The following is a 25,302-nucleotide window of genomic DNA, read 5'->3' as shown; positions in this document are numbered from 1 at the left end:
CTCGGATTGAACGGCTTTGTAAGCCATTCAATCGAAGTCCGTATCAGGCCGGGCGCAGCGCCAGCGTGCGGGTGCGGCCCGTCAGGGCGTCCAGGGTCCACAGCCGCCCGCGCAGCGGCTCCCCCACCCCGCCCAGCACCTTCAGGGCCTCCAGGGCCATCATGTTGCCCACCACGGTCGGCACCGGCCCGATCACGCCCGCCTCGTCGCAGGACAGTTCGTCTCCCGGCTCCGGGAACACGTCACGCAGCCCCAGGCCGGGACCGAACACGCTGACCATACCGCTCGCGCCACTGGCCGCGCCCCACACCCACTCGCGGCCCAGCGCGGCGCAGGTGTCCGCGATCAGGTACCGCGTCTCGAAGTTGTCGGTGGCGTCCACGGTGAGGTCCGCGCCGACCAGAAGCGCCCGGACGTTCCCGGCATCCAGGCGCGGCGCGGTCCGCACCGACACGAAGGGATTGATGGCCTGCACGCGCGCGGCCGTCGCGGCGGCCTTGGCGCGGCCCACGTCCGAGAGCGTGAACTGCGTCTGCCGGTGCAGGTTGCTCAGGTCCACCGTGTCGTCGTCCGCGATGACCAGTCCACCCACGCCCGCCCCGGCCAGCGCCAGCGCCACCGGCCCGCCCAGCCCGCCCGCCCCGACGATCAGCACCGTCGCGGCCCGCAGGCGCTCCTGCGCGCCGGCCTCCAGCCACTCGGGCACCAGCAGCTGCCGGGAGTACCGGCGCAGTTCGGTCCGCCCGATCACGCTGACGGGCGGCCCGGGAATCGGTCGGTCGGTCATGCCCCGAGTGTAGTGCGCGGCCCGGCCCGGCCTTCGCCGTAGAATGCCGCGCGTATGCCCGCGCTGATCCTGCTGACCTCCTACCTGCTGGGTTCACTGGTCTCGGGCGTGCTGTACTCACGCGCCCGGGGCACGGACATCCGCGGGCACGACCTGCCGGGTGCCAGCGGCGCGTACCGGCAGTACGGCGCGGCCGCGGCGGCCCTGGTCACGGGCGGCGACCTGCTCAAGGGCGCGCTGGCCGCCCTGGGCGCGCAGGCGGCCGCGCCGGAGCTGGCGTGGCTGGCCGCGCCGGGCGTGGTGCTGGGCCACTGCTACCCGGTCTTCTTCGGGTTCCGGGGCGGGGCGGGCATCGTGCCGCTGATCGGGGCGCTGCTGGTCCTCGCGCCGGTGACGCTGCTGGTCACGCTGGGCGTGGCGGCGCTGGTGATTCCCGCGTACCGCGCCTGGGGGCAGCGGCGCGTGGGCCTGAACGCCGTGCCGTTCGCGGCGGCGGTGGCCGTCCCGGCCGGCCTGCTGTTCGCGGCGCGCTACGGGGGCCTGCCGGAACTGCTGGGCGGCGGCGCGGTCATGGCGCTGCGCAGCCTGCACCTGCTGCGCCGCGGAGGTCCGGCTTGAACCGCGCCGGGCCGCGGGCCTGGCGGCTGGCCCTGGCGGGCCTGACACTCGGGCTGAGCGCGCAGGCCGGCGCGGTTCTCGAGGGCCGCACCCTGCGCGCCGAGGACGGCCCACGCCTGCTGTGGTCCCGGACCTTCCCGGACGGCGTGGGCAGCCTGACCGACCCGCTGGAGGTGGGCGGCACCGTGTACCTGGGCGTCGGGCCGGTCGTGTTCACCTTCGGGCCGGGCGGCAGCGTGCAGGGCCGCGCGGACCTGCCGGGCACCGTCACGTCCCTGGACGCCTCCGGGGGGGTGGTGCGCGTGACGACGCAGCTGGGCGGCGTGAACGAACGCTTCACGCTGGGCAGCGAGGGCGGGGTCCTGAGCGTGCAGGAGCGCGTGGTGTTCCCGCCCGACCCGGACGTGACCGGCTGGCTGGCCCACGCCGCCGACGCCGTGCCGCCCGGCGAACTGGCGCGGGCGGCCGCGCAGGACCCGCTCAATCCCTTCCTGGCGCTGCGGCAGGCGCAGGCGTCCCGGGACGCCTACGCCGCCCTGAGCGCGGTGCGCCGCGCCCTGAACGTCAACCTGCCCTTTCCGGCCTGGGTGCAGCTGGCCGCCCGCCTGGACGGCGCGGGGTTCCCGGCGGCAGCGGACCTCGCGCTGGACCGCGCCCGCCGGGACGCCGCCGCACGCGGCCTGGACCCGGACGTGCCGATCTCACGCGCGGCGCTGGGCGCGTACGGGAACCCCAGCGGTTACGTCGGGACCCTGCTGGAACAGAACCGACTGGCCCGCGCCGGCGCCTGGATGAGCTACCTGCGTGACCTGCACCCCCGCTTTCAGGGCGGCACGGCGCTGTACACCCGTTACGCCCGCATCCTGGACCAGCAGGGCCGCGAGGGTGAGGCCGAGGAGTGGCGGCAGTTCACGCGGTCCCTGAGCAGCGGCACGCTGTACAACCTGGGTCCCGAGGGCCTCGATCAGGTGCGCGGCGCGGCCCGCCTGAGCGCACTGGCCCTGCTGCTGATCCTGGCCGCGGCGCTGCTGACCCTGGCCGCGCGCGCCTGGCCCGCCCAGCGGGAAGACACCCGCGCGCTGGGCGGCCGCTACCGTTCCTGGCTGCGGCACCCGCTGTCCCGCGCCCGGCGGGTCTTCGTGGGCTACGCCTCGCCGAGCGAACGCCTGATGCTGACGCTGCTGGGCGCGGCGCTGCTGGGCGCGCTGGGCGGGCTGCACTGGGCGGCGCACACCGGCGCGGCGCTGCAGTCCCCGGCGCTGAGCAGCGGCACCTACGGCGGCGGGTGGGGGAACGCGCAGCTCACCACCCTGAACCTGCGGCCCGGGCCGGACTCGGCGTTGCTGACCGGGCTGGCCGCCCAGCTTGACGGCGAGAACAGCCTCGCCCGGGACCTGTACACCCGGGCGCTGCCGGACGCCTGCGCCCGCAACAACCTCGGCGTGATCGCGCAGGCGCGCGGTGACGAACCGCAGGCCCGCGACCTGTACCGCGCGGCGCTCTCCACCCGCCCGGACCTGAGCGCGGCGGCCTTCAACCTGGGCCTGAATCCCGCCGCGGCCTCGCTGGCGTTCCAGCGGGCCAGCCGGCCGGACGAGCCGCGCCTGTGCTACCCGGACCAGCGCAGCGTGACGCGCGCCGTGACCGGCGACCTGAGCGTCACCCTGCGCGCCGCGCTCGCCAACCCGGCCGCGCTGCTCGCGGACCCTTCGGTGGGCCGCCGGGTGGCGCTGGGCCTGCTCGGCTCGGCGGTGCTGACGGCGCTGCTGGCGCTGTCGCTGCTGCTGCCGCGCACGCCGCTCCCGCCGCGCCTGTCACGCCCGGCAGGCTTCCGGCTGCTGGCGCTGCTGCTGCCCGGCTCGTCCCTGATCGACAGCCCGTGGGGGGGCATGCTGCTGCTCGCCTGGGGGGCCGCGGCGGCCGGCCTGGCCCCCGCGACCGGGCTGATCAGCTTCCCGACCCTGCCGAACCTGACCCTGGCCGGCGCGCAGGCGGCGCTGACCGGCGCCCTGATCCTCACGTACCTGCTGAACACCCTGGCGTTCGTGGCGGCCGAGATCCGGCACGCCCGCCGGGTGCGGCGCGCCGGGCCGGACCAGACCGGCCCCGCCTGATACGGACTGCCGTTTGTTTCGCCGACAATCCGGAAGTTCACCGGATTGCCAGCTCCACGTCCGGAACCCGCCCGGCTCCTACTCGCATCCGCCCGGATTGAATGGCCTGTGCAGGCCATTCAATCGGAGTCCGTATGATCAATAGTGCGGACACTTTTCAAGCGCTAGAGGGAACAAGCATGGAAAACGTCTTCTGTAACGCCATTCCTGCTCACCCCCTCCCAGCCTCCCCCCTCAAGGGGGAGGGGGAAACACGGCGTGTTCATCGCTGGTCTGCCCTGAAGGTATGAACCTGTCCGCACCATTGATGATACGGACTCCGCCTGTCGCGTTGGCGACGGGGCGCGGCTGGGTGGAGGGGTACAGCGCACCCGGCGGCGGCCCTGCTAGGGTGCGCGCATGAAGCTGGTGGTCGGTGTTTCCGGTGGAAGCGGTATTCCGTACGCGCACGCGGTCCTGCAGGCCCTGCATGACCTGCAGGTCGAGTCGCACCTGATCGTGTCCAGCGGTGCCAAGCGGGTCATGACCGCCGAGGGGAGCGGCCCGCAGCTGCCGGACCTGACAGCGCTGGCCTCGCACGTGCATGACGACCGCGACCTCGCGGCGGGCGTGGCGAGCGGGTCGTTCCGGACGGACGGCATGCTGGTCGTGCCGTGCAGCGCGGGCACGCTGGCGAAGGTCGCGCACGGCTTCGCGGACAACCTGCTGGCCCGCGCGGCGCACGTGACCCTCAAGGAGCGCCGGCCGCTGGTGCTGGTGCTGCGCGAGGACCCGCTGCCGCGCCCGGCGCTGCTGAACATGCTCGCCGCGCACGACGCGGGCGCGACCGTCATGACCGCCAGCGCGGGCTTCTACCACGCGCCGCGCAGCGTGGACGAACTGCTGCACTTCGTGACGGCGCGGGTGCTCGACCAGTTCGGGCTGGACGTGCCGGGCTTCCGGCGCTGGCGGGAGGACGGGGCATGAGGGGGGGGCACGTGAGGGTCGCGGCGCTGATCCCGGCAGCCGGGTCCGGCACCCGCCTGGGCCTGGGCCCCAAGGCCTTCGTGCCGGTCGAGGGCCGCACGCTGCTGGGCCGCTCGGCCGCCGCGCTCGCCCCACACGTGCACGAGGTCCTGATCGCCCTGCCGGCCGGGCTGGACCTGCCGGGCGACGTGCCGGGCCGCGCCGTGGTGGGCGGCGACACGCGGCAGGCGAGCGTGCTGGCGCTGCTGCGCGCCACGGACGCCGACGTGGTCCTGATTCACGACGCCGCGCGGCCCTTCCTGCCCGCGCGCGTGATCCGCGACCTGCTGGCCGCCGTGCAGGACACGGGAGCCGCGACCGCCGCGCTGCCGGTCGCCGACACGCTGGTCCGCGCCGGCGAGACGGGCGGGTGGGGCCAGGGCGTGCCGCGCGAGGACCTGTGGGCCGTGCAGACGCCGCAGGCCTTCCGCCGCGCGGCCCTGATCGCCGCGCACGAGGCGGCGCTGGCCGACGGTCACGCCGCCACCGACGACGCCGGCCTGATCGCCCGTACCGGGCAGCCGGTCGCGCTGGTGCCGGGGGACGCGCGGCTGCTGAAGGTCACGACGCCCGGCGACCTGCTGATCGCGCAGGCGCTGGCGCGGGTGTGGGACAGCGCGGGTGTGGAATGCTGAGCGGCGACATGAGCCACGCCGATCCCGCCGCCACGCCCGTCACGTACTTCGCGCCGGCGAAGGTGAACCTGGGCCTCAGCGTCCGCGACCTGCGGGCCGACGGGTACCACGAACTGCACTCGCTGATGGTTCCCCTGAACGTCGGCGACGACCTGGACATCGCCCCGGCCGCCACCCTGACCCTGCGCGTGCAGGGCGCGGACCTGCCGGGCGACGAACGCAACCTGGTGTTCCGCGCCGCCCGCGCGTACCTGGACGCCGCCGGCGTGGACGGCGGGGCGGCCATCACGCTGCACAAGCGCCTGCCGCTGGCGTCCGGGCTGGGGGGCGGCAGCAGCGACGCCGCGACCACCCTGATGGCCCTGGCGCGCCTGTACCCGGCGGGCGTGGACCTGCCGGCGCTGGCGCTGAAACTCGGCGCGGACGTGCCGTTCTTCCTGCTGGGCCGCGCCGCCGTGGCGTCCGGGGTGGGCGAGATCCTGGCGCCGCTGCCGGTGCCGCCCGTCTCGCTGGTCCTCGTGAACCCCGGCGTGGAGGTCAGCGCCCGCGACGCCTACGCCTGGCTGGACGCCGAGGAGGCCTTCACGCCCGCGCTGGACGTCGAGGCGATCCTGGCCGCCCTCACGAACGGCCGCCCCGCGCCGTACCTGAACGCCCTGCAGGGTCCCGTCGCCGCCCGCCACGCCCCCATCCGCGAGGCGCTGGCCGCGCTGGAGGCGGCGGGCCTGCACTCCCCGCTGATGAGCGGATCGGGCAGCACCTGTCTCGCCCTGGCCCGCGACGACGCGCACGCGCACGACGCCGCCCACGCCCTGGCCCGGCAGTACCCGCAGTGGTGGGTGCAGGCCACACGCACGCTGTAGGGGCGCACCTCATACGGACTCCGGTTGAATGGGCTGCAAAGCCCGCTGGGTCCGAGCGAAGCGAGTGGGAGCTGGGCGGGTTCCGGACGTGGAGTCGGCAATCCGGTGAAGTTCCGGATTGTAGGCGAAACAAACGGCAGTCCGTATCACTTCCTACCCGCGCCCCGCTTCCCCGACCGTCCCGCCCGGCAGGCGACCTGTGCGGGCGCGGCCCAGGTCGTACAGCAGCGCGCCGAGGAACACGGCCGCGCCGAGCCCGAACACGCCGCTCACGCCCGCCAGCTGCCACGCCGCGCCGCCCAGCACCGGCCCGGCCGCGTACCCGAGCGCCTCGACGGCCATGACCGTGCCCCACGCGGCGGCCCGCTGCCCCTCGGGCAGGGTGCGGGCCACCAGGCCGTTCCACCCGGTGATGAACGCCCCGTACCCGACGCCCAGCAGGGCGCCCAGCAGGGGAAGCAGGGCGGTCATGCCGGGCAGGGCCGCCAGCGCGAAGGTCACGGCCAGCAGCAGCAGGCCCGGCAGCAGGGCGCGGCGTGGGTGGCCCCGGTCGGCGCGGCGGCCGATCAGCCAGACGCTCAGGGCGAAGGTGATCACGGCCAGCAGGCCCGGCAGCCACAGGTCACGCAGGGTCAGGGTCAGGCGGTCCAGCAGCGGGTACAGGACGGTGCTCAGCAGGGCGGGCGCGAGGGTCTGCACGAACGCGGCGGGCAGCAGGGCCGCCACCGGGCGCCAGTCGCGCCACACGTGCGCCGCCCGCTCCGGGGCGGGCAGCCGCAGGCGCGTCAGGCTGAGGGCCAGCAGGACGGTCAGGGACTGCGTGACCAGCAGCGCCGTCCAGGTCAGGTCCGGGTGAGCCTTCATGAGTGGCCCGACCGCCAGCGCGCCGGTCAGGATGGCGGGCGCCACACTGAGGTTGCTGACGGTCAGGGCGCGGGCGGTGCGGCCCGGCACGGCCAGCGCCTGCGAGGCGCTCATGACGCCCGGCCACAGCGCCGCGTAGCCCAGGCCCCAGGCGGCGCAGGCCAGCACGCCGCTCGCCGGGTGCGGCCAGTGCCGCGTGAGCAGCAGCGCCAGCAGGCCCAGCAGCGGGCCCGGCAGCAGCGCCGCCCCCAGGCCCCAGCGGCCGATCAGCAGGCCGCCCGGTCCCTTGGCAAGCGCGTCGGCGAGGTAGTGCGCGCCGGCCATCGCGCCGATCGCGGCGGCCCCCAGCGGCAGGGCCGGGCCACTGACCGGCAGGGCCGACACGAAGAACCCGGTGCGCACGGTTTCGCACAGGGTCAGCAGCGCCAGGAGCCGCAGCATGGTCAGGGGCCGCAGCCACAACACAGCGCCGATTGTACGGCCCACCGCCGGGCATCTCCCCCGGATGGGGGCCGCGGGGTCTGAAGGTCACGGGTGGTAAGTGACCCGTAAGGCCGCGCGCCGTACGGTGCCGGTCAGAGGCCCAGACGTTCGCCCGGAGGCCGACGATCCGACGTTCTGCCGATCTGAACGCTGCCGGCGCTCAGCTGCGGCCCCAGGAGTGCGCCCATGACCCTGCAAGACCCAGCCTTCAGTCTCTCCCCGGCGCTGCTGACGCCCCGCACGTCCTTCCCGGCACTTCTGCACGAGCCGGAGCGGCACGCGCTGCCGCACGGGGAACTGCTGGTGTTCCGCTTCACGAACGGGTACGGCGCGGCCGTCACCTGCCCGGCCGGGCCGGACGCCCAGCTGGACTTCTGCGTCCTGGACTGCACCGGCTCGGTCCCGCAGCCGTGTTTCGACACGCCGGTCAGCGGGCAGTTCCTGAGCGGCCTGACGCACGCGGGCACCCAGGGCCTGCTGATGCTCACCGAGCGCCTCCCGGTGCATCCGCGCCGCGCCGCCGCGAACGCCGCCCTGCTCCACGAGGAATTCTGATACGGACTGCCGTTCGTTTCGCTGACAATCCGGAACCTCACCGGATGGCCAGCTCCACGTCCGGAACCCGCTTCTCTCGCACTCTGCGGGGCGTTGACAGAGCGGCGGCGTTCCGGTCTGTTCACGAGACAACCGGCGTCCGTCTGACCCGCCTGCCGCCCACCCGGCGCTGACCCCGCCCCGGTCCATCCGGGAGCGGGGTTCTGCACGCCGCTCCGGCCGGACCGGGCGCTATGCTTCACGGACCATTCATCAGACAACGCAGGGAACAGGCGCTGCCAGAGGCGCGTGAGCTGTGCAGGGGTGCAGGGACCGCTCCGGCACCGGGGCGGACGTCAGGGAGGGGGCAGCGTGAGGCAGAAACGGCAGGCGGACGGCGTGAGGAAACGGTCAGGGTGGGCGGTCGCGGGGCGCGGGGCGCTGGGAGTCACGGCGGCCCTGCTGCTGTCCCTGGGAGGCGCGGCCGGATGGCTGCACGTCTCGGCGTCCCCGCAGCGCGGCGGGACGGCCGAACTGGAGGGCCTGTCCGGCCGGGTCACGGTCACCCGTGACGCCTGGGGCGTGCCGCACATCCGCGCCGCGACCGACGCGGACGCCGTGTTCGCGCTGGGTTTCACGCACTGGCAGGACCGCGCGTGGCAGATGGACTTCCAGCGGCGCGTGGCGCAGGGCCGCCTGGCCGAGGTGCTGGGCGGGGCGGCCCTGCCGCAGGACCGCTTCCTGCGCACCTGGGGCTTCGAGCGGGCCGCCGAGGCGGCGCTGCCGGCCCTGTCGGCGCAGTCCCGCGCACTGATCCGGGCGTACACGGCGGGCGTGAACGCCGCGCAGGCGCAGGGGAAGGTGGCGCTGGAGTTCCGGATCCTGGGGCACACGCCGGAACCCTGGCGGGACGTGGACAGCGTCTCCTGGAGCAAACTGATGGCCTTCGACCTGGGCGGCAACTACGAGGAGGAGGTGCTGGGCGCGCAGGTGGTCCGCCGGCTGGGCGAGGACGGTCTGGATCAGGTGATGGCCCCGTACCCGCAGGGCGCACCGACCATCTTGAGCGCCGACGAACTGACCGGCGCGGCGCAGTCCCTGACCGGCGGCGCCCGCGCCGGGACGGACGGCCCGCAGGCCGCCGCGCCCGGACTGCCGCACGCGACCGTGCAGGCACTGCGCTCGCACCTGCTGGCCGCGCGGACGCTGGGCCTGCAGGCCGTGCCGGGCAAGGGCAGCAACGACTGGGTGATCGCCGGGCGCCGCACCGCGAGCGGGAAACCCATCCTGGCGGACGACCCGCACCTCGCGCTGACCGCGCCGATGCTGTGGTACCTCGCGGACGTGCGCGGCGACCGCCTGCGGGCCATCGGGGCGAGCATTCCGGGCCTGCCGGCCATCGTGATCGGCCGGAACGACCGCGTGGCGTGGGGCGTGACGAACGTGAACCCGGACGTGCAGGACCTGTACATCGAACCCGAGGACGCGCCCCTGACCAGCCGCCGCGAGGTCATCCGCGTCAAGGGTGAGGCGGACGTGACCCTCACGGTCCGCAGCAGCGCGCACGGCCCGATCATCAGCGACGCCGGGGCGGGCGCCGTGGGGCCGCGCGTGGCGCTGAAGTGGACGGCCCTGCAGGGCGGCGACACGACCATGGACGCCTTCCTGGGCCTGAACTACGCGCAGACCTGGGCGGACTTCACGGGCGCGCTGCGCTCGTACGTGGCGCCCAGCCAGAACTTCGTGTACGCCGACGTGGACGGCAACACCGGGTACTACGCGCCGGGCCGCATTCCCATCCGCAGCGGCTGGGACGGCAGCCTGCCCGTCAGTGGCGACGGCAGCCGCGAGTGGCAGGGCTTCATTCCGTTCGAGGAGTTGCCGCACACCCTGAACCCCGCCGACGGGCTGGTCGTCACCGCGAACAACCGCGTCGTGCCCGGCAGCTACCCGCACCTGCTCGGCAACGACCGCAACTGGGCCGAACCGTACCGCGCCCGGCGCATCACGGACCTGCTGGGCGCCGCCGGGAAGCTGACCGTGCCGGACGTGCAGCGCGTGCAACTGGACACCACCAGCCTCGTCTGGGCGGACCTGAAGGGCCCGCTGCTGGCCACCCGCCCCGGCAGCGACCGGGCCCGGCAGGCGCTGGCGCAGCTGCATGGCTGGGACGGGAACGAGACGACCGGCAGCGTGCCCGCCACGCTGTTCGAGGCGTGGCTGATGCAGCTGCAGGAGATGGCGCGCGACGAACTGGGCAACGACACGGTCATGAACAGCCTGTCCGTCCTGAACCAGCTGCGCGGCAACGGGGAACTGTGCGCCGTGAACGGCAACGGCGACTGCCAGGCCCTGCTGACCCGCACGCTGGACGCCGCCCTGAACGACCTCGAACGCCGCCTGGGCCCCGACATGAAAGGCTGGACGTACGGGCAGCTGCACACGGTCGCCAGCAACCACCGCGCCTTCGGCAGGGTGAAGGCCCTGGCGTGGCTGTTCAACCACTCGGCTCCCACGCCCGGCGGGACGAACACCGTGAACGTCGCCCGGCCCGAACACGGCACCTTCCGGCAGACGCACGGCGCCAGTTACCGCCAGATCGTGGACCTCGCCACCCCCAACCGCAGCGTGTACATCGGCAGTCTGGGGCAGGACGGCCACCCGCTGGGCGCGCACGCCGCCGACCAGCAACCCCGCTGGATCGCCGGGCAGTACCTCCCCATGAGCACCGACCCCGCCGACTGGGGCCGCACCCGGCAACTGACCCTCACGCCCCGCCCCTGAACGGGCGTCCACCGTGCATTCACACAGCCCGGTTCCCTGCCCGGCAACCCGGTACACTCCGGAACATGGCTGACCTTCACCGCGTGCGCGACGCCCTGCGCGCCAGCATGACCGCCTGGGCCACCCTGGACCTGCGCGGCGACCAGGCCCGCGTGGCCCTCGCCCCGGACCTCGACGTGCTCGCCCCGCAACTCGACCAGCTCGACCCCGCCTGGAGTCTCACCTGGGCCTGCGACAGCGTCACGCCGCCCGTCGTACGCGCCCGCCTGACCGTCCACGGCGCCGTGCGCGAGGGACTGGCCACCGCGCACTCCCTGCAGGACGCCAAACGCGCCGCGCTGGCCGACCTGGCCCGCACCTACGGCGTGCGCCCCACCAGCGACCCCGTCTGGGTCGAGTACGACCCGGAAGACGGTGCCAACACCACCGAACTCGAAACCGACACGCCCGCCCCCACCGAAACCCCGGAACGCCCCCTGCCTCCCGAACCGCCCCGCGACCCGCAGATGGAAAAGGCCCGCCGGCACATCGAGGACCTCCTCGAACAGCTGAAAGTCGCCGGACGCGGCGGTGAGGCCGCCCGCATCCTGATGCGCGGCTACGGCGAGACCCTGGAAGAAAGCCGCGCCATCTACAAGGAACTGCACGCCATCCTCAAGGGCTGATACGAACTCCGATTGAATGGGCTGCAAAGCCCGTTCAATCCGAGCGGATGCGACTCGGAGAGCTGCTCCGCAGAGAAGGAGCAAAACGGATTCCGGTCTGGTTGCCCACCCGCCAACGCAGCGGAGTGCCGACGCCACGCCCGTCAGTCCGCCTGACGCCCCCGCCGGGCACCCCCCCACCGCCCGAAACGCAAGGAAACCGTAAAGGGCCGCCCCTCCCGCAGGGTGCGGCCGGCTGCCCGGCATCCCGTACACTGACACGCGATGCGGAAGTTCCTGGCTTTCGGTGACGTGCACGCCGACTTCGATACCCTGTGGTCCGCGCTGCGCGCCGCCAGCTGCGCCGACGCGGACGGACACCCCACCCCGCCCGTCCAGGCCGGCCTGTACCAGGTGATCCTGATCGGGGACCTCGTGCATCCCAAGAACGAACGCGAGTACGCCCGGCTGACCGGCGTGTCCCGCTTCGACCCCAAGAACCCGGACCACCTGTTCCTCGCCGCGCGCGAGCAGGTCAAGCACCTCGAACGCCTGCGCGACTACCAGCGGGCCGCCCCGCACGCCATTCACATCCTCCTGGGCAACCACGACGACGCCGTCCTGAACACCTCCTTCGTGCTGGGCACCAGTGGCGGGCTCGTTCACACCGAGTTCGACCCGGAGCACGGCGGCATCCACCTGCCCGACCACCTGAAACACTGGATGCGCCGCTTCCCGCGTGAACTGAGGGTCGGGAACGTGCAGTTCGCGCACGTGTCGCCCCTGCCGGCCCACACGCACTACGACGACCTGTTCTACGCCGACCGCAGTCCCAAACGCTGGTTCCGCGAGAGCCCCGAGTACGTCCGCATGGCCGGCCTGGCCTTCGGCGTGTACGGCCACACCCAGATCGAGACCGGCATCCTCATCGACGAGACGCACGGGCTGGCAATGATCGACGCCCTGCACGCCCGCGAGTACCTGGAACTCATGCTGAACCCCGAGCAGCCCGACCCGCTGGTCAGCGTCCGCGCCGTCCCCTTCTGACCCCAGCCCGCGGCACCCGGTTGACAACCGTAACTGCCGCCGCTATCCTTAACCCCGCTGCTTTTACAGCAGCATACCAGTAACTTCCACCATGGTCCGGTAGTGTAGCGGTTAGCATATCTGCCTGTCACGCAGAAGGTCGCGGGTTCAAATCCCGTCCGGACCGCCAAGGAAGGCTAGGTAGCTCAGCTGGTAGAGCAAACGACTGAAAATCGTTGGGTCGCCGGTTCAAGTCCGGCCCTGGCCACCATACAGAAAGCCCCCACTCCAGCGGTGGGGGTTTTTCGTTGCGCTGTCCGCCGCCGGGCGACGTGACCCTAGGCAGCGGGACGGCCGGCGCCGATAATGCCCGGAGAGTCTGCCTCAGGGCGGGCTTCCCCACCACTGGACGACCTGTGCTGTCGTCCCGGCCTGTCCGTATCAAGCGGCGGGACCGTCAGGGAGAGACCATGACGAACACTGTGAACACGCCGGCCACCGCCGGGGCCGACTGCGGCCCCCAGAACCCCGGGTTTGACCGCCGCTACGACGTGCAGGGCTTAGACGCGATTGACGTGGCGGTGCTGGGCACCTTCCCGCACGTGCGCGAGGACGACCCGGTGCGTTACCCGGGCGAGCCGATGCAGATCGAGATCGTGACGGACGAGTTCAGCCCGGTGTGCCCGTGGAGTGGCCTGCCGGACTTCGGCCGCCTGGAGATCCGGTACCTGCCGCGCGAGGCGTGCGTGGAACTGAAGAGCCTGAAGTACTACCTGACCAGCTACCGCTTCGTGGGCATCTACCACGAGCACGCGACGCGGCGGGTGCTGGCGGATCTGGTGAACCTGCTGAACCCGCTGAGTATGGAGATCCGCTGTGATTACGGCATGCGTGGGGGCCTGAACACGATCTGCACCGTGCGGTACGTGGCACCCGATCACCAGGGGGCGTAAACGGATGCCGTGGAAACTGAGTTCGGAGTTCACGTTCGATTCGGCGCACGTGATCACCGGGTACGACGGGCCGTGCGGGAGGCTCCACGGGCACACGTACCGCGTCCGCATGGAACTCAGCAGTGACAAACTCCGCCCGAGTGCGCACGTGGGGCGCGCCATCATGGTCGCCGACTTCAAGACGCTCAAGTGGGCCAAGAAGGACGTCGACGCTGGCGGCCTGGACCACGCCTACCTGAACGACCTCCCGGACCTCGGGAACGACACGACCGCCGAGGTCATCGCCGCGTACATCCACCGCAAGACCATGGACCGCGTGCGGGCCGACCTGCCCGACGGGGACGACGGCGCGGACCTGCGCCTGCACGTGACCCTGTGGGAAACCCCGGACAGCTCCTGCGAGTACTGGGAGTGAGACCATGATCCGGATTCCGTCTGTTCCATTTGCACCTCGGCACCCCACCGAGGTCCAAATTCCACGCCCGGAATCCGCTGGGCTCCTACTCGCATCCGCTCGGGTGGAGCGGTTCTGGCGAACCACCCCACCGGAGCAAGCGTGAAATACCCGGTGTACGAGCGCTTCTACACCTGGCAGGGCGAGGGCGTGCACCTGGGCCGCGCGGCGTACTTCATCCGCCTGTACGGCTGCCCGCAGGCCTGCCCGTGGTGCGACAGTGCCGGCACGTGGCACCGCGACTACCGCCCGGACGGCGTGACCCTCATGAGCGAGGGCGAACTGGCGGACGTGGTGCGGGCCGAGAGTCCAGACGGTGCGGTGGTGGTGGTCACGGGGGGCGAGCCGATCCTGTTCGACCTCGCGCCCCTGACGGACGCCCTGCACGCCCTGGGCCGCCGGGTGCACCTCGAGACGAGCGGCATCGCGCCGCTGCGCGGGGCGCTGGACTGGGTGACGCTGTCGCCCAAACCGTTCGGGCAGCCCCCCCTGCCGGAAGTCGTGGCGGTCACCGACGAGGTGAAGATCATCGTCCACGAACCCGGTGATATTCAGGCGGGCCTGGACACCCTGAGCGGCCTGCCGGACGGGGCGGTGATCTGGCTGCACCCCGAATGGAGCAAGGCGCGCGAGCGGGATCCGGGGGTGCTGAACGCGATCACGCAGGCGGTGAAGGAGAACCCGCGCCTGCGGGCCGGGTACCAGATGCACAAGCTGTACCGCGCCGACGACCTCGACGCGCACAGCGACAAACGCCTCATCCCCCTCGGCGGGAACGCGGAACTTGGGTACTGATACGGATTCCGTTTGTTTCGTTAACAGATCGGAACATCACCGATCTGTTAACTCCACGTCCGGAACCCGCTTTGCTCCTCCTCTGCGGAGCAGCTCTCCGAGTCGCTTCGCTCGGATTGAACGGCTTTGTAAGCCATTCAATCGGAGTCCGTATGAGCGGGGGTGGGGGTCGTAGGGTGTGGGCTGTGGGAACGGCAGCCCGCACCACGCTTTTTCTCCTCCCCCTTCCGGGGGGAGGTCGGGTGGGGGTGAATCCCACCGGAGGAATGAACATGACTGAGGGCAAGAAGCGCGCGGTGGTGCTGCTGTCGGGCGGGCTGGATTCGAGCACGGTGCTGGGCATGGCGACCCGGGACGGGTATGCGTGTACGGCGTTGTCGTTCCGGTACGGGCAGCGGCACACGGTGGAGCTGGAGCGGGCGGCGACGGTCGCGGCGCATTTCGGGGCCGTGCACCGGGTGATCGACATCAACATCGGGTCGTTCGGGGGAAGTGCGCTGACGGACGAGTCGATGACCGTGCCGACGGACGGGACGGAGGACGGCGTGATTCCGCCGACGTACGTGCCGGGGCGCAACACGGTCTTCATTGCCGTGGGTCTGAGTCTCGCGGAGGCGATCGACGCGGAGCGGGTGTTCCTGGGGATCAACGCGGTGGATTACAGCGGGTACCCGGACTGCCGACCGGAGTACCTGTCGGCGTACCAGACACTGGCGGACCTGGCGACGAAGGCGGGCCTGGAGGGTCGCGGGGCGGTGCTGACGGCGCCCCTGGCGGAGATGACGAAGGCGGACATCGTGCGCGAGGCGCTGGCGGTGGGTGTGCCGGTGGGCGTGACCTGGAGCTGCTACCAGGGGGGCGAGGAGCCGTGCGGGGTGTGCGATTCGTGCCGCATCCGCGATAGGGCGCTGATCGAGGCGGGCCGCCCGGACCTCGCCACCCGCTACGCCCAGGCGCGGCTGGCGTAAGGCGGCGGCTGGCGGAAGGCGGGACTTCCTCTCCCGTCCTGCCCCCATGCCGCCTCATCAGACAATCCGCACACCGGGGTCTGTTTTAATGGCGGGCATGTCCGACCTCTCCCCTGCCGCCACGCCGCACGACGCCCCGCACGACCCCACGCCCCGCGAACTGGGGTTTGGCATGCCCGCCGAGTGGGCCGAGCACGCCGCCACCTGGATGAGCTGGCCCGCCGACGACGACCTGTGGTTCGGGCACCTGACCGGCGTGCGCGCCGAGTTCGCCGGGCTGGTGCGGACCATCGCGCGTTTCGAGCCGCTGCACCTGCTCGTGCGGGACGAGGAGAGCGAAGCCGACGCCCGCGCCCGCCTGGACGGCGCGAACGTCACCTATCACCGCGTGCCGCTGGACGACGTGTGGGTGCGGGACAACGGCCCGATCTTCGTGCGGCGCGCCCAGTCCGGGGGGAGCGGCGATCTGGCCCTGACGGACTGGCAGTTCAACTCGTGGGGCGGGAAGTTCAACTGGGAGAACGACAACCGCGTGCCCGAGTACGTGGCCGCGCGGCTGGGCACGCAGCGCTGGGCGCAGCCGTTCGTGCTGGAGGGCGGCGGCCTGGAAGTGAACGGGCTGGGCGTGGGCCTGACCACCCGGTCGTGCTTCCTGACCGACACCCGCAACCCCGGCCTGACCGAGGAAGGGTACGCGGCGCTGCTGGCCGACACGCTGGGCGTGCGCAAGCTGCTGTGGCTGGACGGCGGCCTGGAGAACGACCACACCGACGGGCACATCGACACCATCACGCGCTTCACGGACGAGCGGACCATCGTCACCAGCGTCGAACCCAACCCGGCCGATCCCAACCACGCGGTCATGGCGAAGAACCTCGCGGACCTGCGGGGCATGACCGACCAGGACGGCCAGCCGTTCCGCATCGTGGAGTTGCCCCTGCCCGCCACGTACCTCGAAGGCGCCGAGGGCCGCCTGCCGCCCACGTACGCGAACTTCTACATCGGAAACGGCTTCGTGGTCGTCCCGCAGTACGGCGACCCGAACGACGCCCGCGCCCTGGAGGTCCTGACGCCGCTGTTCCCCGGCCGCGAGGTGATCGGCCTGAGCAGCCGCGCGATCATCGAGGGGGGCGGCAGCTTCCACTGCGTCACGCAGCAGCAGCCCACCGGGACGCCCTGGCAGCCCTGAACCGCTGAACACACCCGCGCCCCTGGCCTACCCCTGCGGCGCGGGGCGAAACACGAACACGTGCCCTTCGGGGTCGCGCACGGCGAGGCGACCGGCGTCAGTGACGCAGGGCAGCCCCTCGGCCTGCACGCGGGCGGCCACGGCGGGTACGTCCGCGTAGAACTCCAGCAGGGCGTGGTCGCCGCCCAGCATGTCGGCCAGCCCCACCTGCGGGTCCCAGGCGTACAGCCAGCGGCGGGGGGTGCCGTTCCCGTCGGGTTCCGGCCAGGGGCCCAGCGTGAACTGCGCGAAGTCCCGGTCGTCCTGCTCCTTGGCGAACGCGAAGCCGTACGCGCGGGGCAGCCGTTCCTTCATGGCCGCGTAGTCCCCGAAGGCGATGGCCGCCTCGCGCAGGCCCAGGACCGGCAGGGCGTGCGGGTCGGGCGTCAGGGGGTGGTCGGGGACCGCGACGTGCGGCTGGCGCGGGTCGTGGCGGTTCACGGTCCGCAGTTCCAGTCCGTGCCCGAACGGGTCGAAGAAGTACAGGGTGGGGTCCGGGGCGTCCGGGGTGCCCAGGTCGATCTCCTGCCAGGGCAGGGCGTGGGCGTCCAGCAGGGTCCGGCAGCGGGGCAGGTCCTCGGGCCGCACCTGGAAGGCGAGGTGCAGGTGCCCCGCGCCGCGCGCCCGCAGCGGTGCCAGCCAGGGTTCGTTCGGCTGGCGCGTGACGGGCTGCCAGAGCGTCAGGGTCTGGGCGGCGTTCACGCCGAGGCGGGCGGTGCGGCGGTCCTCGTCCAGGTGTTGCAGGGGCAGGCCCAGCACCTGCGCGTAGAAGCGCACGCCACGCGCCAGCGAGTTGACTTCCAGGGTCACGCCCGCGAGGTCCAGGATCGGGGAGGGGCCGCCGGTGGCGGGCTGGGTGCGGAGGGTCATGCCCCGAGCGTAGGCAGGGGCGGCCGGTGGCGGGTGGGGCGGCCCTTGGGCGTCCGGTCACGCAGCGGCCCCTGCCCCGCTTCAGGCGCGGCGGGCGGGGCGGTTCCGGGCGCGTTTGATGGTCGCCACGCCCGCCCCGTCGCGCAAGACGGTCACGTACAGGTCCCACCACGCGCGGGCCTGCGCGGGGTCGCGGGTGAGGTTCTCGAAGCGGTAGTACGCGGCCTCGCCGGTCGGGAGGACGAAGGTGGGCGTGCCGAACACGCCGATCTCGGCGGCGTCCTGCAGGTCGCGGCGCAGCGCGGCGCGCAGGCCCGCGTCGTCGCTCAGGTCGGCGGCGAGGCGTTCCGGGTCCAGCGCGGCCTGCGCGGCGGCGGCCTGGATGGTGTCGGCGTTCAGCGGCTGGCCGTGTTCGTGGCGGGCGCGGAACAGCGCCAGCGTGAAGTTCCAGGCGGCGTCCTCACCCTGGCGGGCGGCGGCCTGCGCGGCCAGGAACGCGGCGAGGCTGCCCCGCTGGTACTCGCTGCCCTCGTGGGCGGGCTGGTCGGTCAGCCACCACACGGGGGTCGCCTGCCCGGCGTTGTCAGCGTGGTTGCCCTGCACCAGCGAGAAGTGCCGCAGCGTGAACGCCTCGCCCTCTGCGCGCAGCGCGGCGGCCAGTTCCACGCCCCGCCACGCGTAGGGGCACAGGAAGTCGATGAACACGTCGGTGGGCTGGATACCGGCGGCCTGGGTGCTGGCTGTCTGGGGGTCGGTCATGCCGGGCACGCTAGCACCCGCCGCCCCACCCGGAAGGTCAGGTGGGCTGCACTCGCGCCGTGGCCTCCCGCCCGTCCCGTCGGCCCTCGACGGCGTCCACCTCGGCGGCGGCGCCGGCCACCAGCACGGTGTCGTCGGCCTGCAGTTCGTCTCCGGCGCGGCAGCGGATGGGTTGTCCGCCGCGCCAGATCGCCACGATCAGCGCGCCCGTCTCGCGGCCCAGCGCCTCGACCGTCTGCCCGACCAGCGCGTCGGGCACGCCGATCTCGCGGATGATGAAGTGGTCGCTGGTCACGTCGCCGCTCAGCAGGCGGCTCAGGCGCGGGGCGAGCATCATGGCGGCGATGCGGTTCCCGCTGAGCTGGTAGGGGTTGACGACCTCGTCCGCTCCGGCGCGGCGCATCTTCTGCGCGGCGCTCTCGTCACTGGCGCGCGCGATCACCCGCAGGGCCGGGTTCAGGCCCTTGGCGGACAGCACCACGTACAGGTTGCTGGGATCACTGTTGATGACCGTGACGAGCGACTCGGCCCGTTCGGCCCCGGCGCGGCGCAGCACGTCCTCGTCGGTGGCGTCCCCGACGAGCGTGTGAATGCCCTGGGCCTCGGCCCACTCCAGGTGTTCGGGCCGGTGATCGATCACGACCACGTCGCGCCGCGCGCCGCGCAGGGCGACGCACACGGCCTCGCCCACCTGCCCGTACCCGCACACCACCGTATGTCCCCGCAGGTGAATCAATTTGCGCTCCTTTCGCCGCCGCACGGCCAGTGGGTCGGTCAGGCCGCGCACGACCGTCTCGGCCAGCAGGGTCAGCAGGTACAGCATCAGGCCGATCCCGACCAGCATCAGCAGGGTGCTGAACACCTTGCCGTCCGTGCCGAGCGGACCCGGCGAGCCGTACCCGACGGTGGTGAGGGTCATGACCGTCATGAACACGCAGTCCAGCCACCCCCAGCCTTCCAGCACCCGGTACCCGAGCGTGCCGAACAGCACCAGCCCCGCGATCAGGGCCAGCAGCAGGGACAGGCGGCGGCGGTCCACGGACACCAGTGTAGGGCGGGGCAGGCGGGGTGGTGGTCAGTCGGTGGTGCGCGTTCCGGTCAGGTTCGCCGCGATGAAGTCCTTGAGGGTCTGCACGTCGTTCGGCAGGACCTCGAAGTGCTTCGGGGCGTGCTCGATGCCCTCGAAGCGCGCGGGGCGCTCGGGCAGGCGGCCCACGGCCTCCTGCACGGTCTCCTCGAACTTGGCGGGCAGCGCGGTTTCCAGGCAGATCATGGGCACGCCGGGGCGCCGGTAGCGCTCGCCGACGAGGACGCCGTCGGCGGTGTGCGGGTCGATCAGGCGGCCGTGCTCACGGTCCACGCGGCGGATGGTGTGCAGGCGGTCGGCGTGCGTGCTGCGCCCGGACTTCAGGCCGCTGGCCTGCACGGCGTCCCAGTGGGGCGTGCCGCGCAGGTCCACCGGGCGGCCCGCGCCGACGTCCTGCCACCAGCCGTGCGTCTGCGGGGCGTCGCGGCCCGTGATCAGGTACAGGTAGCGTTCGAAGTTGCTGGCCTTGCCGATGTCCATGCTGGGGCTGCTGGTGACCGCGACCCGCTCGGCGGGCCGGACGTGGTACACGCCGTCCGTGAAGAAGTCGTTCAGGACGTCGTTCTCGTTCGTGGCGACGATCAGCTGCCCGACGGGCAGGCCCATGCTGCGGGCGAGGTACCCGGCGAACACGTTCCCGAAGTTCCCGGACGGCACGCTGAAGTCCGCCTCCTGTCCGTCGGGCAGGTTCAGGGTCAGGTACGCGCGGAAGTAGTACACGGCCTGCGCCAGCACCCGCGCCCAGTTGATGGAGTTCACGGCCCCGATCTCATAGCGGGCCTTGAAGTCGGCGTCGGCGTTCACGGCCTTCACGAGGTCCTGGCAGTCGTCGAACACGCCCTGCAGGGCGATGTTGAAGATGTTGGGCTCGTGCAGGCTGAACATCTGCGCCTGCTGGAAGGCGCTCATGCGGCCGTGCGGGGAGAGCATGAACACGTTCACGCGGGCCTTGCCGAGCATGGCGTACTCGGCGGCCGAGCCGGTGTCGCCGCTGGTGGCACCCAGGATGTTCAGTCGCCCGTCGCGCGCCTCCAGCACGTACTCGAACACGTGGCCCAGGAACTGCATGGCCATGTCCTTGAACGCCAGCGAGGGGCCGTTCGACAGTTCCAGCAGGAACAGGCCGCCCCCGTCCGGCCCCACGTCACCCAGGGGGGTCAGGGGCGTGATCGCCTCGCTGTGGAACGCCTCTGCGGTGTACGTGGCGCGCAGCAGGCGGCGCAGGTCATCCTCGGGAATGTCGCTGATGAAGGGCCGCATGACCTCGAACGCCAGGTCGGCGTAACCCAGGCCGCGCCACGCTCCGATCTGCGCGGCCGTGAAGGTCGGAATGCGCTGGGGCATGGCCAGCCCGCCGTCCGGGGCGAGTCCCGAGAGCAGCACGTCCGAGAAGCTCCCCAGGTCCTGCATGCCGCGCGTGGAAACGTACTTCATACGGTCACTCTAAAGGCCGCCCGCGCCCCGGACGGCGCCGGGGGCTAGCCAGACCGGGGCCGGTCATGGCTGCCTGAAGGCGGGGCGCACCATCCTCACCCGGCCCATCCGGTAGCGTGGGGGGCATGAGAGCCCCCGACACCGTGAAGCTGGCCGTCGTGCAGATGCACGTCACGGATCAACTCGAAGACAACGTCAGCCGCGCCGTCCAGCACGTGCGCGACGCGGCCGCGCAGGGCGCGCAGGTGATCCTGCTGCCGGAACTGTTCGAGAACCTGTACTTCTGCCAGGTGGAACGCGAGGAGTACTTCGCGCTGGCGCACCCGCTGGAGGGCCACCCGTTCATCGGGCGTTTCCAGGAACTGGCGCGCGAACTGGGCGTCGTGCTGCCCCTGTCGTACTTCGAGAAGGCCGGGCAGGCGCACTACAACAGCCTCGTGTGCATCGACGCGGACGGCACCATCCTGGGCAACTACCGCAAGACGCACATCCCCGACGGGCCCGGCTACGAGGAGAAGTACTACTTCAACCCGGGCGACACCGGCTTCAAGGTCTGGGACACCCGCTATGGGCGCGTGGGTGTGGGCATCTGCTGGGACCAGTGGTACCCGGAGACGGCCCGCGTGATGATGCTTCAGGGCGCGGACTTCCTGCTGTACCCCACCGCCATCGGCAGTGAACCGGCCGAGGTGGAAACCCCGAACAGCCACCACATGTGGCAGCGCGCCATGATCGGGCACGCGGTCAGCAACTCCACCTACGTGGCCGCCGCCAACCGCATCGGGACCGAGGTCGTGGGCGACCTGACCCAGACGTACTACGGGCACACCTTCGTCAGCGACTACACCGGCGAGATCGTCGCGGAACTGGCCGAGACCGAGGAAGGCGCCCTGATCCACACCCTGAACATCGCCGAGGCCCGCAAGTTCCGCGCCGGGATGGGCTTCTTCCGCGACCGCCGCCCCGAACTGTACGGCCCGCTGCTGACCCTGGACGGCGTGACCCGCAGAGGGTAAGCGGGCAGCAGGGAGTGGGAAGTGGATCGGCCTCCCCGCCTCCACCTCCTGCTCCCTATTCTCTACTCGCCGGGATCGGGTGCGAGGTTCACGCGGTACAGGTACGGGTGCGGGCCGCCCCGCCCCGCGTACCGGGCGATCAGGTCGTGCAGGTCGCGTTGCAGGGCCTTGGCGTCCTCGCGGGTCAGGTGCAGCACGCCCCAGTCGACGGTCAGGGCGGGCGCTTCCGGGCGCAGCAGGTCGCGCAGGTCGAAATGCTCGGCGGTGGGCGTGACGTCCATGACCACGCCGCCCGCGTGGCGGTACAGGCGCACGGCGATGTCCTCCTCACGCCGGACCAGCGGCACCCCGGCCTGCACGACCGCGTGCCGGAACCGGTCGCTGAAGGTGTCCTCGTGCAGCGAGATCAGGTCCTCCAGGCTGCCCAGTCGCGTCAGGTGGTACGGGATCAGCAGGGCCTCACTGACGGCCCGGTAGTGCCGCAGCGGGCGCCCCCGGCGGGGTTCCAGGCGCGTCACGCGCACCAGTCCGGCGGCCAGCAGGCGGCCCAGACGGTGGTGCGCGGCGTTCAGGGGTTGCCCGGCGGCGGCGGCCAGCGGGGCGGCCGTCCACTCGCGGGTCATCAGGAGGCGCAGCAGGTCGGTGTACGCGGGGTTCAGGGCCAGCCGGGCGGCGTGCGGGTCGTCCAGGCGCGTCCAGGCTCGCGGCATGTCCGCAGCGTAGCGCAGTGGCGGCCACGTCTACTCGACGCGGGTGCTTGAGGGTCGAGTAGACCGGGGCGCACGCTGGGGCATGACCAATCCGGTGGCGACCCAGGTGGCGTTCACGCCCGAACAGCAGCGCGTGCAGGAGGCCGTGCAGGCCCTGTGGTACCCGCAGACCATCCCGGACCCTTACCCGGCGTACGCGGCGCTGCGCGACCTGAACCCGTCCGGGGTGCTGCCCGTGCCGGAGTGGGGCATGACCTTCGTGACGTCGCACGCCGTGAACAGCGCCGTGCTGCGCTCCCCGCTGGCCCGTTCGGGGGCCGTGATCTCGCAGATGCCGGCCGACACGCAGGGCACCCGGCTGCTGCAACCCATGATGCTGTTCCACAACGGCCCCTCGCACGCACGCCTGCGCGGGCTGGTGCAGGCGGCCTTCACGCCGCGCGTGGTCGAGGCGCAGCGCGAACTGGTGCAGGCGGTCCTGAACGATCTGCTGGACGCCCTGCCCACCGACCGGGACGTGGACCTCGTCGCCGGACTGGCCGCGCCGCTCCCAGCCCGCGTGATCATGCGGATGCTGGGCCTGCGCGGCGACGACGAGGCGAAATTCATGCGCTGGACCCAGAGCGTCGCGGACCTGCTGGGCGGCGCGGAAGGCAACCCGGACCTCCTGGCCCGCATCGAGGCGGACGCGAGCGAGATGCGCACGTACTTCCGCGACCTGGCCGACGAACTGCGCGCCCAGCCGCAACCCGGCCTGCTGAGCGCCATGGCCGCCGCGCAGGACGGCGGCGAACGCCTGAGCAGCGACGAACTGCTCTCGAACGCCGTGCTGCTGCTGGCCGCCGGGCACGAGACGACCAGCAACCTGATTCCCGGCGGCCTGCTGGAACTCGCCCGGCAACCCCAGGCGTGGGCCGCCCTGGTCGCCCGCCCCGACCACCCGAACGTCGCGGACGAACTGCTGCGCGTCGTCTCGCCCGTGCAACTCGACGGGCGCACCCTCGCCGGCGACCTCACCACCACCGGCGCGGACGGCCAGCCCCTCACCCTCCCCGCCGGCACGCACGTTCAGACCCTGCTGGCCGCCGCCAACCGCGACCCCGGCGTGTTCCCCGACCCCGACCGCCTCGACTGGGACCGCCCCAACAGTGCCCGGCACCTCGCGTTCGCCGCCGGCGCGCACTACTGCCTGGGCGCGTCCCTGGCCCGCCTGGAAATCGCGGAAGTGTACGCCGCGCTCGCCCGCCGCTTCCCGAACCTGACCGTCACCGACCCCCACCCCCCGTTCAAGGCGAACCTCGTCCTGCGCGGCCCGCAGGAACTCAGGGTCCGGCTCGGGTAGGCCCACCCTCCTCGATCCAGAACACGCCGCCCACGCCGACGCGGGGCGCGAGGTGCAGGTCGCTGCCGTCCACGAGCAGCGTGGCGCGCAGGGTGGGGCCGGGCTGGTAGGCGCTCAGCAGGCCGTAATGCTGGAGGCGCGGGCTGAATTCCAGGCCCACGGCGGGCGTCCCGGCGGTGAACAGGCGGTGCAGGTGGCGTTCCAGCGCGTCGGCCCGGCGCACGCCCCACAGGCCGCGTGCCCGCAGCGGAAGGCCCTGTGCGCGCAACCAGTCGTTCGTGCCGCTCAGCCAGTCCCACGGGAGCACGGCGCGTTGCCCGCCGGTCGCGGGGACGATGAAGGCCCGCTGGGCGGTCAGCAGTTCGGCGGCCAGGGCGTCGCGCGGCGGCAGGGGCCGGTCCAGCCGGGCGGCGTGCCACCGCAGCAGGCACGCGGCGCTCAGGGGACCGCAGCCGACCAGTCCGCCGCGCACGGTGCCCTGGCCGCCGTCGTGCGGGGGGCGCGGGCCGGTGAAGGCGTGCGGGTCATGGGTCATGCGGACCCGATCTCCGGAAAGCCCTCATAGCGGGCGCCGGTGAAGGACAGGCCGTGCGCGGGCACGTTTGCGCCCGCCTGTGACCGCTGCCGCGAGTGCAGGATGCCCTCGGCCTGCGTGGGGCTCAGGCGGCCCTGCCCGGCCAGCAGCAGCGTGCCGACCAGTCCGCGCACCATGTGCCGCAGGAAGCTCTCGCCGTGCACATGGATTTCCCAGATCAGCGGGCCGGGCTGCACGCGCAGCAGCCTCAGTTCGCGCACGGTCTGGCGGTCCTCCTGGGTGGCGAACGCCGCGAAGTCGTGCGTGCCGGTCAGGGTGGCGGCGGCGGCGTTCATGGCGTCCGGGTCCGGGGGTTGCGGGACGTGCAGGGCGCGGCCGTGCCAGTGCGGGTGCCGTTGCGGGTGGACCAGCAGGCGGTACACGTACTGCCGCTCGGTGCACGAGAACCGCGCGTGGAACCCGGCGGGCGCGTCGGCGGCGTGCAGGACGGCCACGGTGGGGGGCAGGTGGGCGTTCAGGGCGCGGGCCAGTTTCGGGGCGGGCACCCGGAAGGTGTCCGGGACGTCCACATGGGCGGGCATGGCCTCGGCGTGCACGCCGGCGTCGGTGCGGCCGGCCGCGACCGGCCGGAACTCCCCGCCGCCCAGCCGGGCCAGCGCGCCGTGCAGGGTGTCCTGCACGCTGGGCAGCGCGGGCTGGGACTGCCACCCGGCGTAGGGTGCGCCGTCCCAGGCGACGTGCAGCAGCAGGCGGCGGTGCCCGTCGGGGGGGCGGTAGTCCGGGCGGATCATGGG

General features: G+C 72.5%; 25 protein-coding genes and 2 tRNA genes. 18 read left to right on the top strand and 9 right to left on the bottom strand.

Features of this window, described 5'->3' with window-relative positions:
- Positions 1 to 43: 43 nt before the first annotated feature.
- Positions 44 to 787 (bottom strand): HesA/MoeB/ThiF family protein, encoded by a 744-nt coding sequence (locus tag ABDZ66_RS06110; RefSeq protein WP_343757187.1) that lies wholly within the window; start codon positions 785 to 787, stop codon positions 44 to 46.
- 54 nt (positions 788 to 841) lie between these two features.
- Between ABDZ66_RS06110 and ABDZ66_RS06105 the strand changes: the two genes are divergently transcribed.
- The 5 genes from ABDZ66_RS06105 (at position 842) to ABDZ66_RS06085 (ending at position 6,022) form a co-directional block, all read left to right on the top strand.
- Complete coding sequence (locus tag ABDZ66_RS06105) at positions 842 to 1,405, top strand: glycerol-3-phosphate acyltransferase (RefSeq protein WP_343757186.1); 564 nt, start codon at positions 842 to 844, stop codon at positions 1,403 to 1,405.
- On the top strand, positions 1,402 to 3,519 hold the full coding sequence (locus tag ABDZ66_RS06100; protein ID WP_343757185.1) for a hypothetical protein: 2,118 nt from the start codon (positions 1,402 to 1,404) through the stop codon (positions 3,517 to 3,519). Before ABDZ66_RS06105 ends, ABDZ66_RS06100 begins: the two co-directional genes overlap by 4 nt.
- A 399-nt stretch (positions 3,520 to 3,918) precedes the next feature.
- Positions 3,919 to 4,485 (top strand): UbiX family flavin prenyltransferase, encoded by a 567-nt coding sequence (locus ABDZ66_RS06095; protein WP_343757184.1) that lies wholly within the window; start codon positions 3,919 to 3,921, stop codon positions 4,483 to 4,485.
- Positions 4,482 to 5,159, top strand: a complete 678-nt coding sequence (gene ispD, locus ABDZ66_RS06090; protein WP_343757183.1) for a 2-C-methyl-D-erythritol 4-phosphate cytidylyltransferase — start codon at positions 4,482 to 4,484, stop codon at positions 5,157 to 5,159. The genes ABDZ66_RS06095 and ispD overlap by 4 nt, the downstream gene beginning before the upstream one ends.
- Before the next feature lie 8 nt (positions 5,160 to 5,167).
- Positions 5,168 to 6,022 (top strand): 4-(cytidine 5'-diphospho)-2-C-methyl-D-erythritol kinase, encoded by an 855-nt coding sequence (locus ABDZ66_RS06085; RefSeq protein WP_343757182.1) that lies wholly within the window; start codon positions 5,168 to 5,170, stop codon positions 6,020 to 6,022.
- Positions 6,023 to 6,175: 153 nt separating this feature from the next.
- Here the strand turns inward: ABDZ66_RS06085 and ABDZ66_RS06080 are convergent, their stop codons facing one another.
- Positions 6,176 to 7,351 (bottom strand): MFS transporter, encoded by a 1,176-nt coding sequence (locus ABDZ66_RS06080; protein WP_343757181.1) that lies wholly within the window; start codon positions 7,349 to 7,351, stop codon positions 6,176 to 6,178.
- A 204-nt stretch (positions 7,352 to 7,555) separates the two neighbouring features.
- Between ABDZ66_RS06080 and ABDZ66_RS06075 the strand changes: the two genes are divergently transcribed.
- The 11 genes from ABDZ66_RS06075 to ABDZ66_RS06025 all read left to right on the top strand — a co-directional run bounded on the left by ABDZ66_RS06075 (position 7,556) and on the right by ABDZ66_RS06025 (position 16,716).
- The gene (locus tag ABDZ66_RS06075; RefSeq protein WP_343757180.1) at positions 7,556 to 7,924 is read left to right on the top strand and encodes a hypothetical protein; all 369 of its coding nucleotides are present in this window, start codon (positions 7,556 to 7,558) and stop codon (positions 7,922 to 7,924) included.
- Between the two features lie 351 nt (positions 7,925 to 8,275).
- Positions 8,276 to 10,687, top strand: coding sequence for a penicillin acylase family protein (locus ABDZ66_RS06070; protein ID WP_343757179.1), 2,412 nt, complete (start codon positions 8,276 to 8,278; stop codon positions 10,685 to 10,687).
- 65 nt (positions 10,688 to 10,752) lie between these two features.
- Positions 10,753 to 11,352, top strand: a complete 600-nt coding sequence (locus ABDZ66_RS06065) for a single-stranded DNA-binding protein (RefSeq protein ID WP_343757178.1) — start codon at positions 10,753 to 10,755, stop codon at positions 11,350 to 11,352.
- A 264-nt stretch (positions 11,353 to 11,616) separates the two neighbouring features.
- Complete coding sequence (locus tag ABDZ66_RS06060) at positions 11,617 to 12,378, top strand: metallophosphoesterase family protein (protein ID WP_343757177.1); 762 nt, start codon at positions 11,617 to 11,619, stop codon at positions 12,376 to 12,378.
- Between the two features lie 93 nt (positions 12,379 to 12,471).
- Positions 12,472 to 12,547 (top strand) — tRNA-Asp (locus ABDZ66_RS06055).
- 5 nt (positions 12,548 to 12,552) lie between these two features.
- Positions 12,553 to 12,628, top strand: a tRNA-Phe gene (locus tag ABDZ66_RS06050).
- Between the two features lie 199 nt (positions 12,629 to 12,827).
- Positions 12,828 to 13,310, top strand: coding sequence for a preQ(1) synthase (gene queF / locus ABDZ66_RS06045; RefSeq protein ID WP_343757176.1), 483 nt, complete (start codon positions 12,828 to 12,830; stop codon positions 13,308 to 13,310).
- A gap of 4 nt (positions 13,311 to 13,314) precedes the next feature.
- A complete protein-coding gene (locus tag ABDZ66_RS06040; protein WP_343757175.1) occupies positions 13,315 to 13,725 on the top strand; it encodes a 6-pyruvoyl trahydropterin synthase family protein in 411 nt (136 codons plus the stop codon).
- 141 nt (positions 13,726 to 13,866) lie between these two features.
- Positions 13,867 to 14,559 (top strand): 7-carboxy-7-deazaguanine synthase QueE, encoded by a 693-nt coding sequence (locus ABDZ66_RS06035; protein ID WP_343757174.1) that lies wholly within the window; start codon positions 13,867 to 13,869, stop codon positions 14,557 to 14,559.
- Between the two features lie 272 nt (positions 14,560 to 14,831).
- Positions 14,832 to 15,527, top strand: a complete 696-nt coding sequence (gene queC / locus ABDZ66_RS06030) for a 7-cyano-7-deazaguanine synthase QueC (protein ID WP_343757173.1) — start codon at positions 14,832 to 14,834, stop codon at positions 15,525 to 15,527.
- 97 nt (positions 15,528 to 15,624) lie between these two features.
- Entirely contained in the window at positions 15,625 to 16,716 is a 1,092-nt protein-coding gene (locus ABDZ66_RS06025) for an agmatine deiminase family protein (RefSeq protein WP_425544408.1), read from the top strand.
- 27 nt (positions 16,717 to 16,743) lie between these two features.
- On the opposite strand, the gene ABDZ66_RS06020 is transcribed toward ABDZ66_RS06025, so the two are convergent.
- The 4 genes from ABDZ66_RS06020 to thrC all read right to left on the bottom strand — a co-directional run bounded on the left by ABDZ66_RS06020 (position 16,744) and on the right by thrC (position 20,905).
- Positions 16,744 to 17,625, bottom strand: coding sequence for a VOC family protein (locus ABDZ66_RS06020; protein ID WP_343757171.1), 882 nt, complete (start codon positions 17,623 to 17,625; stop codon positions 16,744 to 16,746).
- 81 nt (positions 17,626 to 17,706) lie between these two features.
- On the bottom strand, positions 17,707 to 18,384 hold the full coding sequence (locus ABDZ66_RS06015; protein WP_343757170.1) for a DsbA family oxidoreductase: 678 nt from the start codon (positions 18,382 to 18,384) through the stop codon (positions 17,707 to 17,709).
- A gap of 37 nt (positions 18,385 to 18,421) precedes the next feature.
- Positions 18,422 to 19,423 (bottom strand): potassium channel family protein, encoded by a 1,002-nt coding sequence (locus ABDZ66_RS06010; protein ID WP_343757169.1) that lies wholly within the window; start codon positions 19,421 to 19,423, stop codon positions 18,422 to 18,424.
- 36 nt (positions 19,424 to 19,459) lie between these two features.
- Positions 19,460 to 20,905, bottom strand: coding sequence for a threonine synthase (gene thrC / locus ABDZ66_RS06005; RefSeq protein WP_343757168.1), 1,446 nt, complete (start codon positions 20,903 to 20,905; stop codon positions 19,460 to 19,462).
- 125 nt (positions 20,906 to 21,030) lie between these two features.
- Between thrC and aguB the strand changes: the two genes are divergently transcribed.
- Positions 21,031 to 21,921 (top strand): N-carbamoylputrescine amidase, encoded by an 891-nt coding sequence (aguB, locus tag ABDZ66_RS06000; protein ID WP_343757167.1) that lies wholly within the window; start codon positions 21,031 to 21,033, stop codon positions 21,919 to 21,921.
- A gap of 62 nt (positions 21,922 to 21,983) precedes the next feature.
- Here the strand turns inward: aguB and ABDZ66_RS05995 are convergent, their stop codons facing one another.
- The gene (locus tag ABDZ66_RS05995) at positions 21,984 to 22,631 is read right to left on the bottom strand and encodes a helix-turn-helix domain-containing protein (protein WP_343757166.1); all 648 of its coding nucleotides are present in this window, start codon (positions 22,629 to 22,631) and stop codon (positions 21,984 to 21,986) included.
- 82 nt (positions 22,632 to 22,713) lie between these two features.
- On the opposite strand from ABDZ66_RS05995, the gene ABDZ66_RS05990 reads away from it, so the two are divergent.
- Complete coding sequence (locus tag ABDZ66_RS05990) at positions 22,714 to 23,973, top strand: cytochrome P450 (RefSeq protein ID WP_343757165.1); 1,260 nt, start codon at positions 22,714 to 22,716, stop codon at positions 23,971 to 23,973.
- Here ABDZ66_RS05990 and ABDZ66_RS05985 read toward each other — a convergent pair.
- Together ABDZ66_RS05985 and truA are read right to left on the bottom strand one after the other, a co-directional pair.
- Positions 23,954 to 24,508: a hypothetical protein gene (locus ABDZ66_RS05985; protein WP_343757164.1), complete on the bottom strand. Its 555-nt coding sequence runs from the start codon at positions 24,506 to 24,508 to the stop codon at positions 23,954 to 23,956. The genes ABDZ66_RS05990 and ABDZ66_RS05985 overlap by 20 nt on opposite strands.
- Positions 24,505 to 25,299: a tRNA pseudouridine(38-40) synthase TruA gene (gene truA / locus ABDZ66_RS05980; RefSeq protein WP_343757163.1), complete on the bottom strand. Its 795-nt coding sequence runs from the start codon at positions 25,297 to 25,299 to the stop codon at positions 24,505 to 24,507. The genes ABDZ66_RS05985 and truA overlap by 4 nt, the downstream gene beginning before the upstream one ends.
- Positions 25,300 to 25,302: the final 3 nt, after the last annotated feature.

Source organism: Deinococcus depolymerans (genome assembly GCF_039522025.1).
GTDB lineage: Bacteria > Deinococcota > Deinococci > Deinococcales > Deinococcaceae > Deinococcus > Deinococcus depolymerans.
The sequence above is the reverse complement of the archived record's forward strand: the minus strand, read 5'-3'. Positions and strand labels throughout refer to the sequence as shown.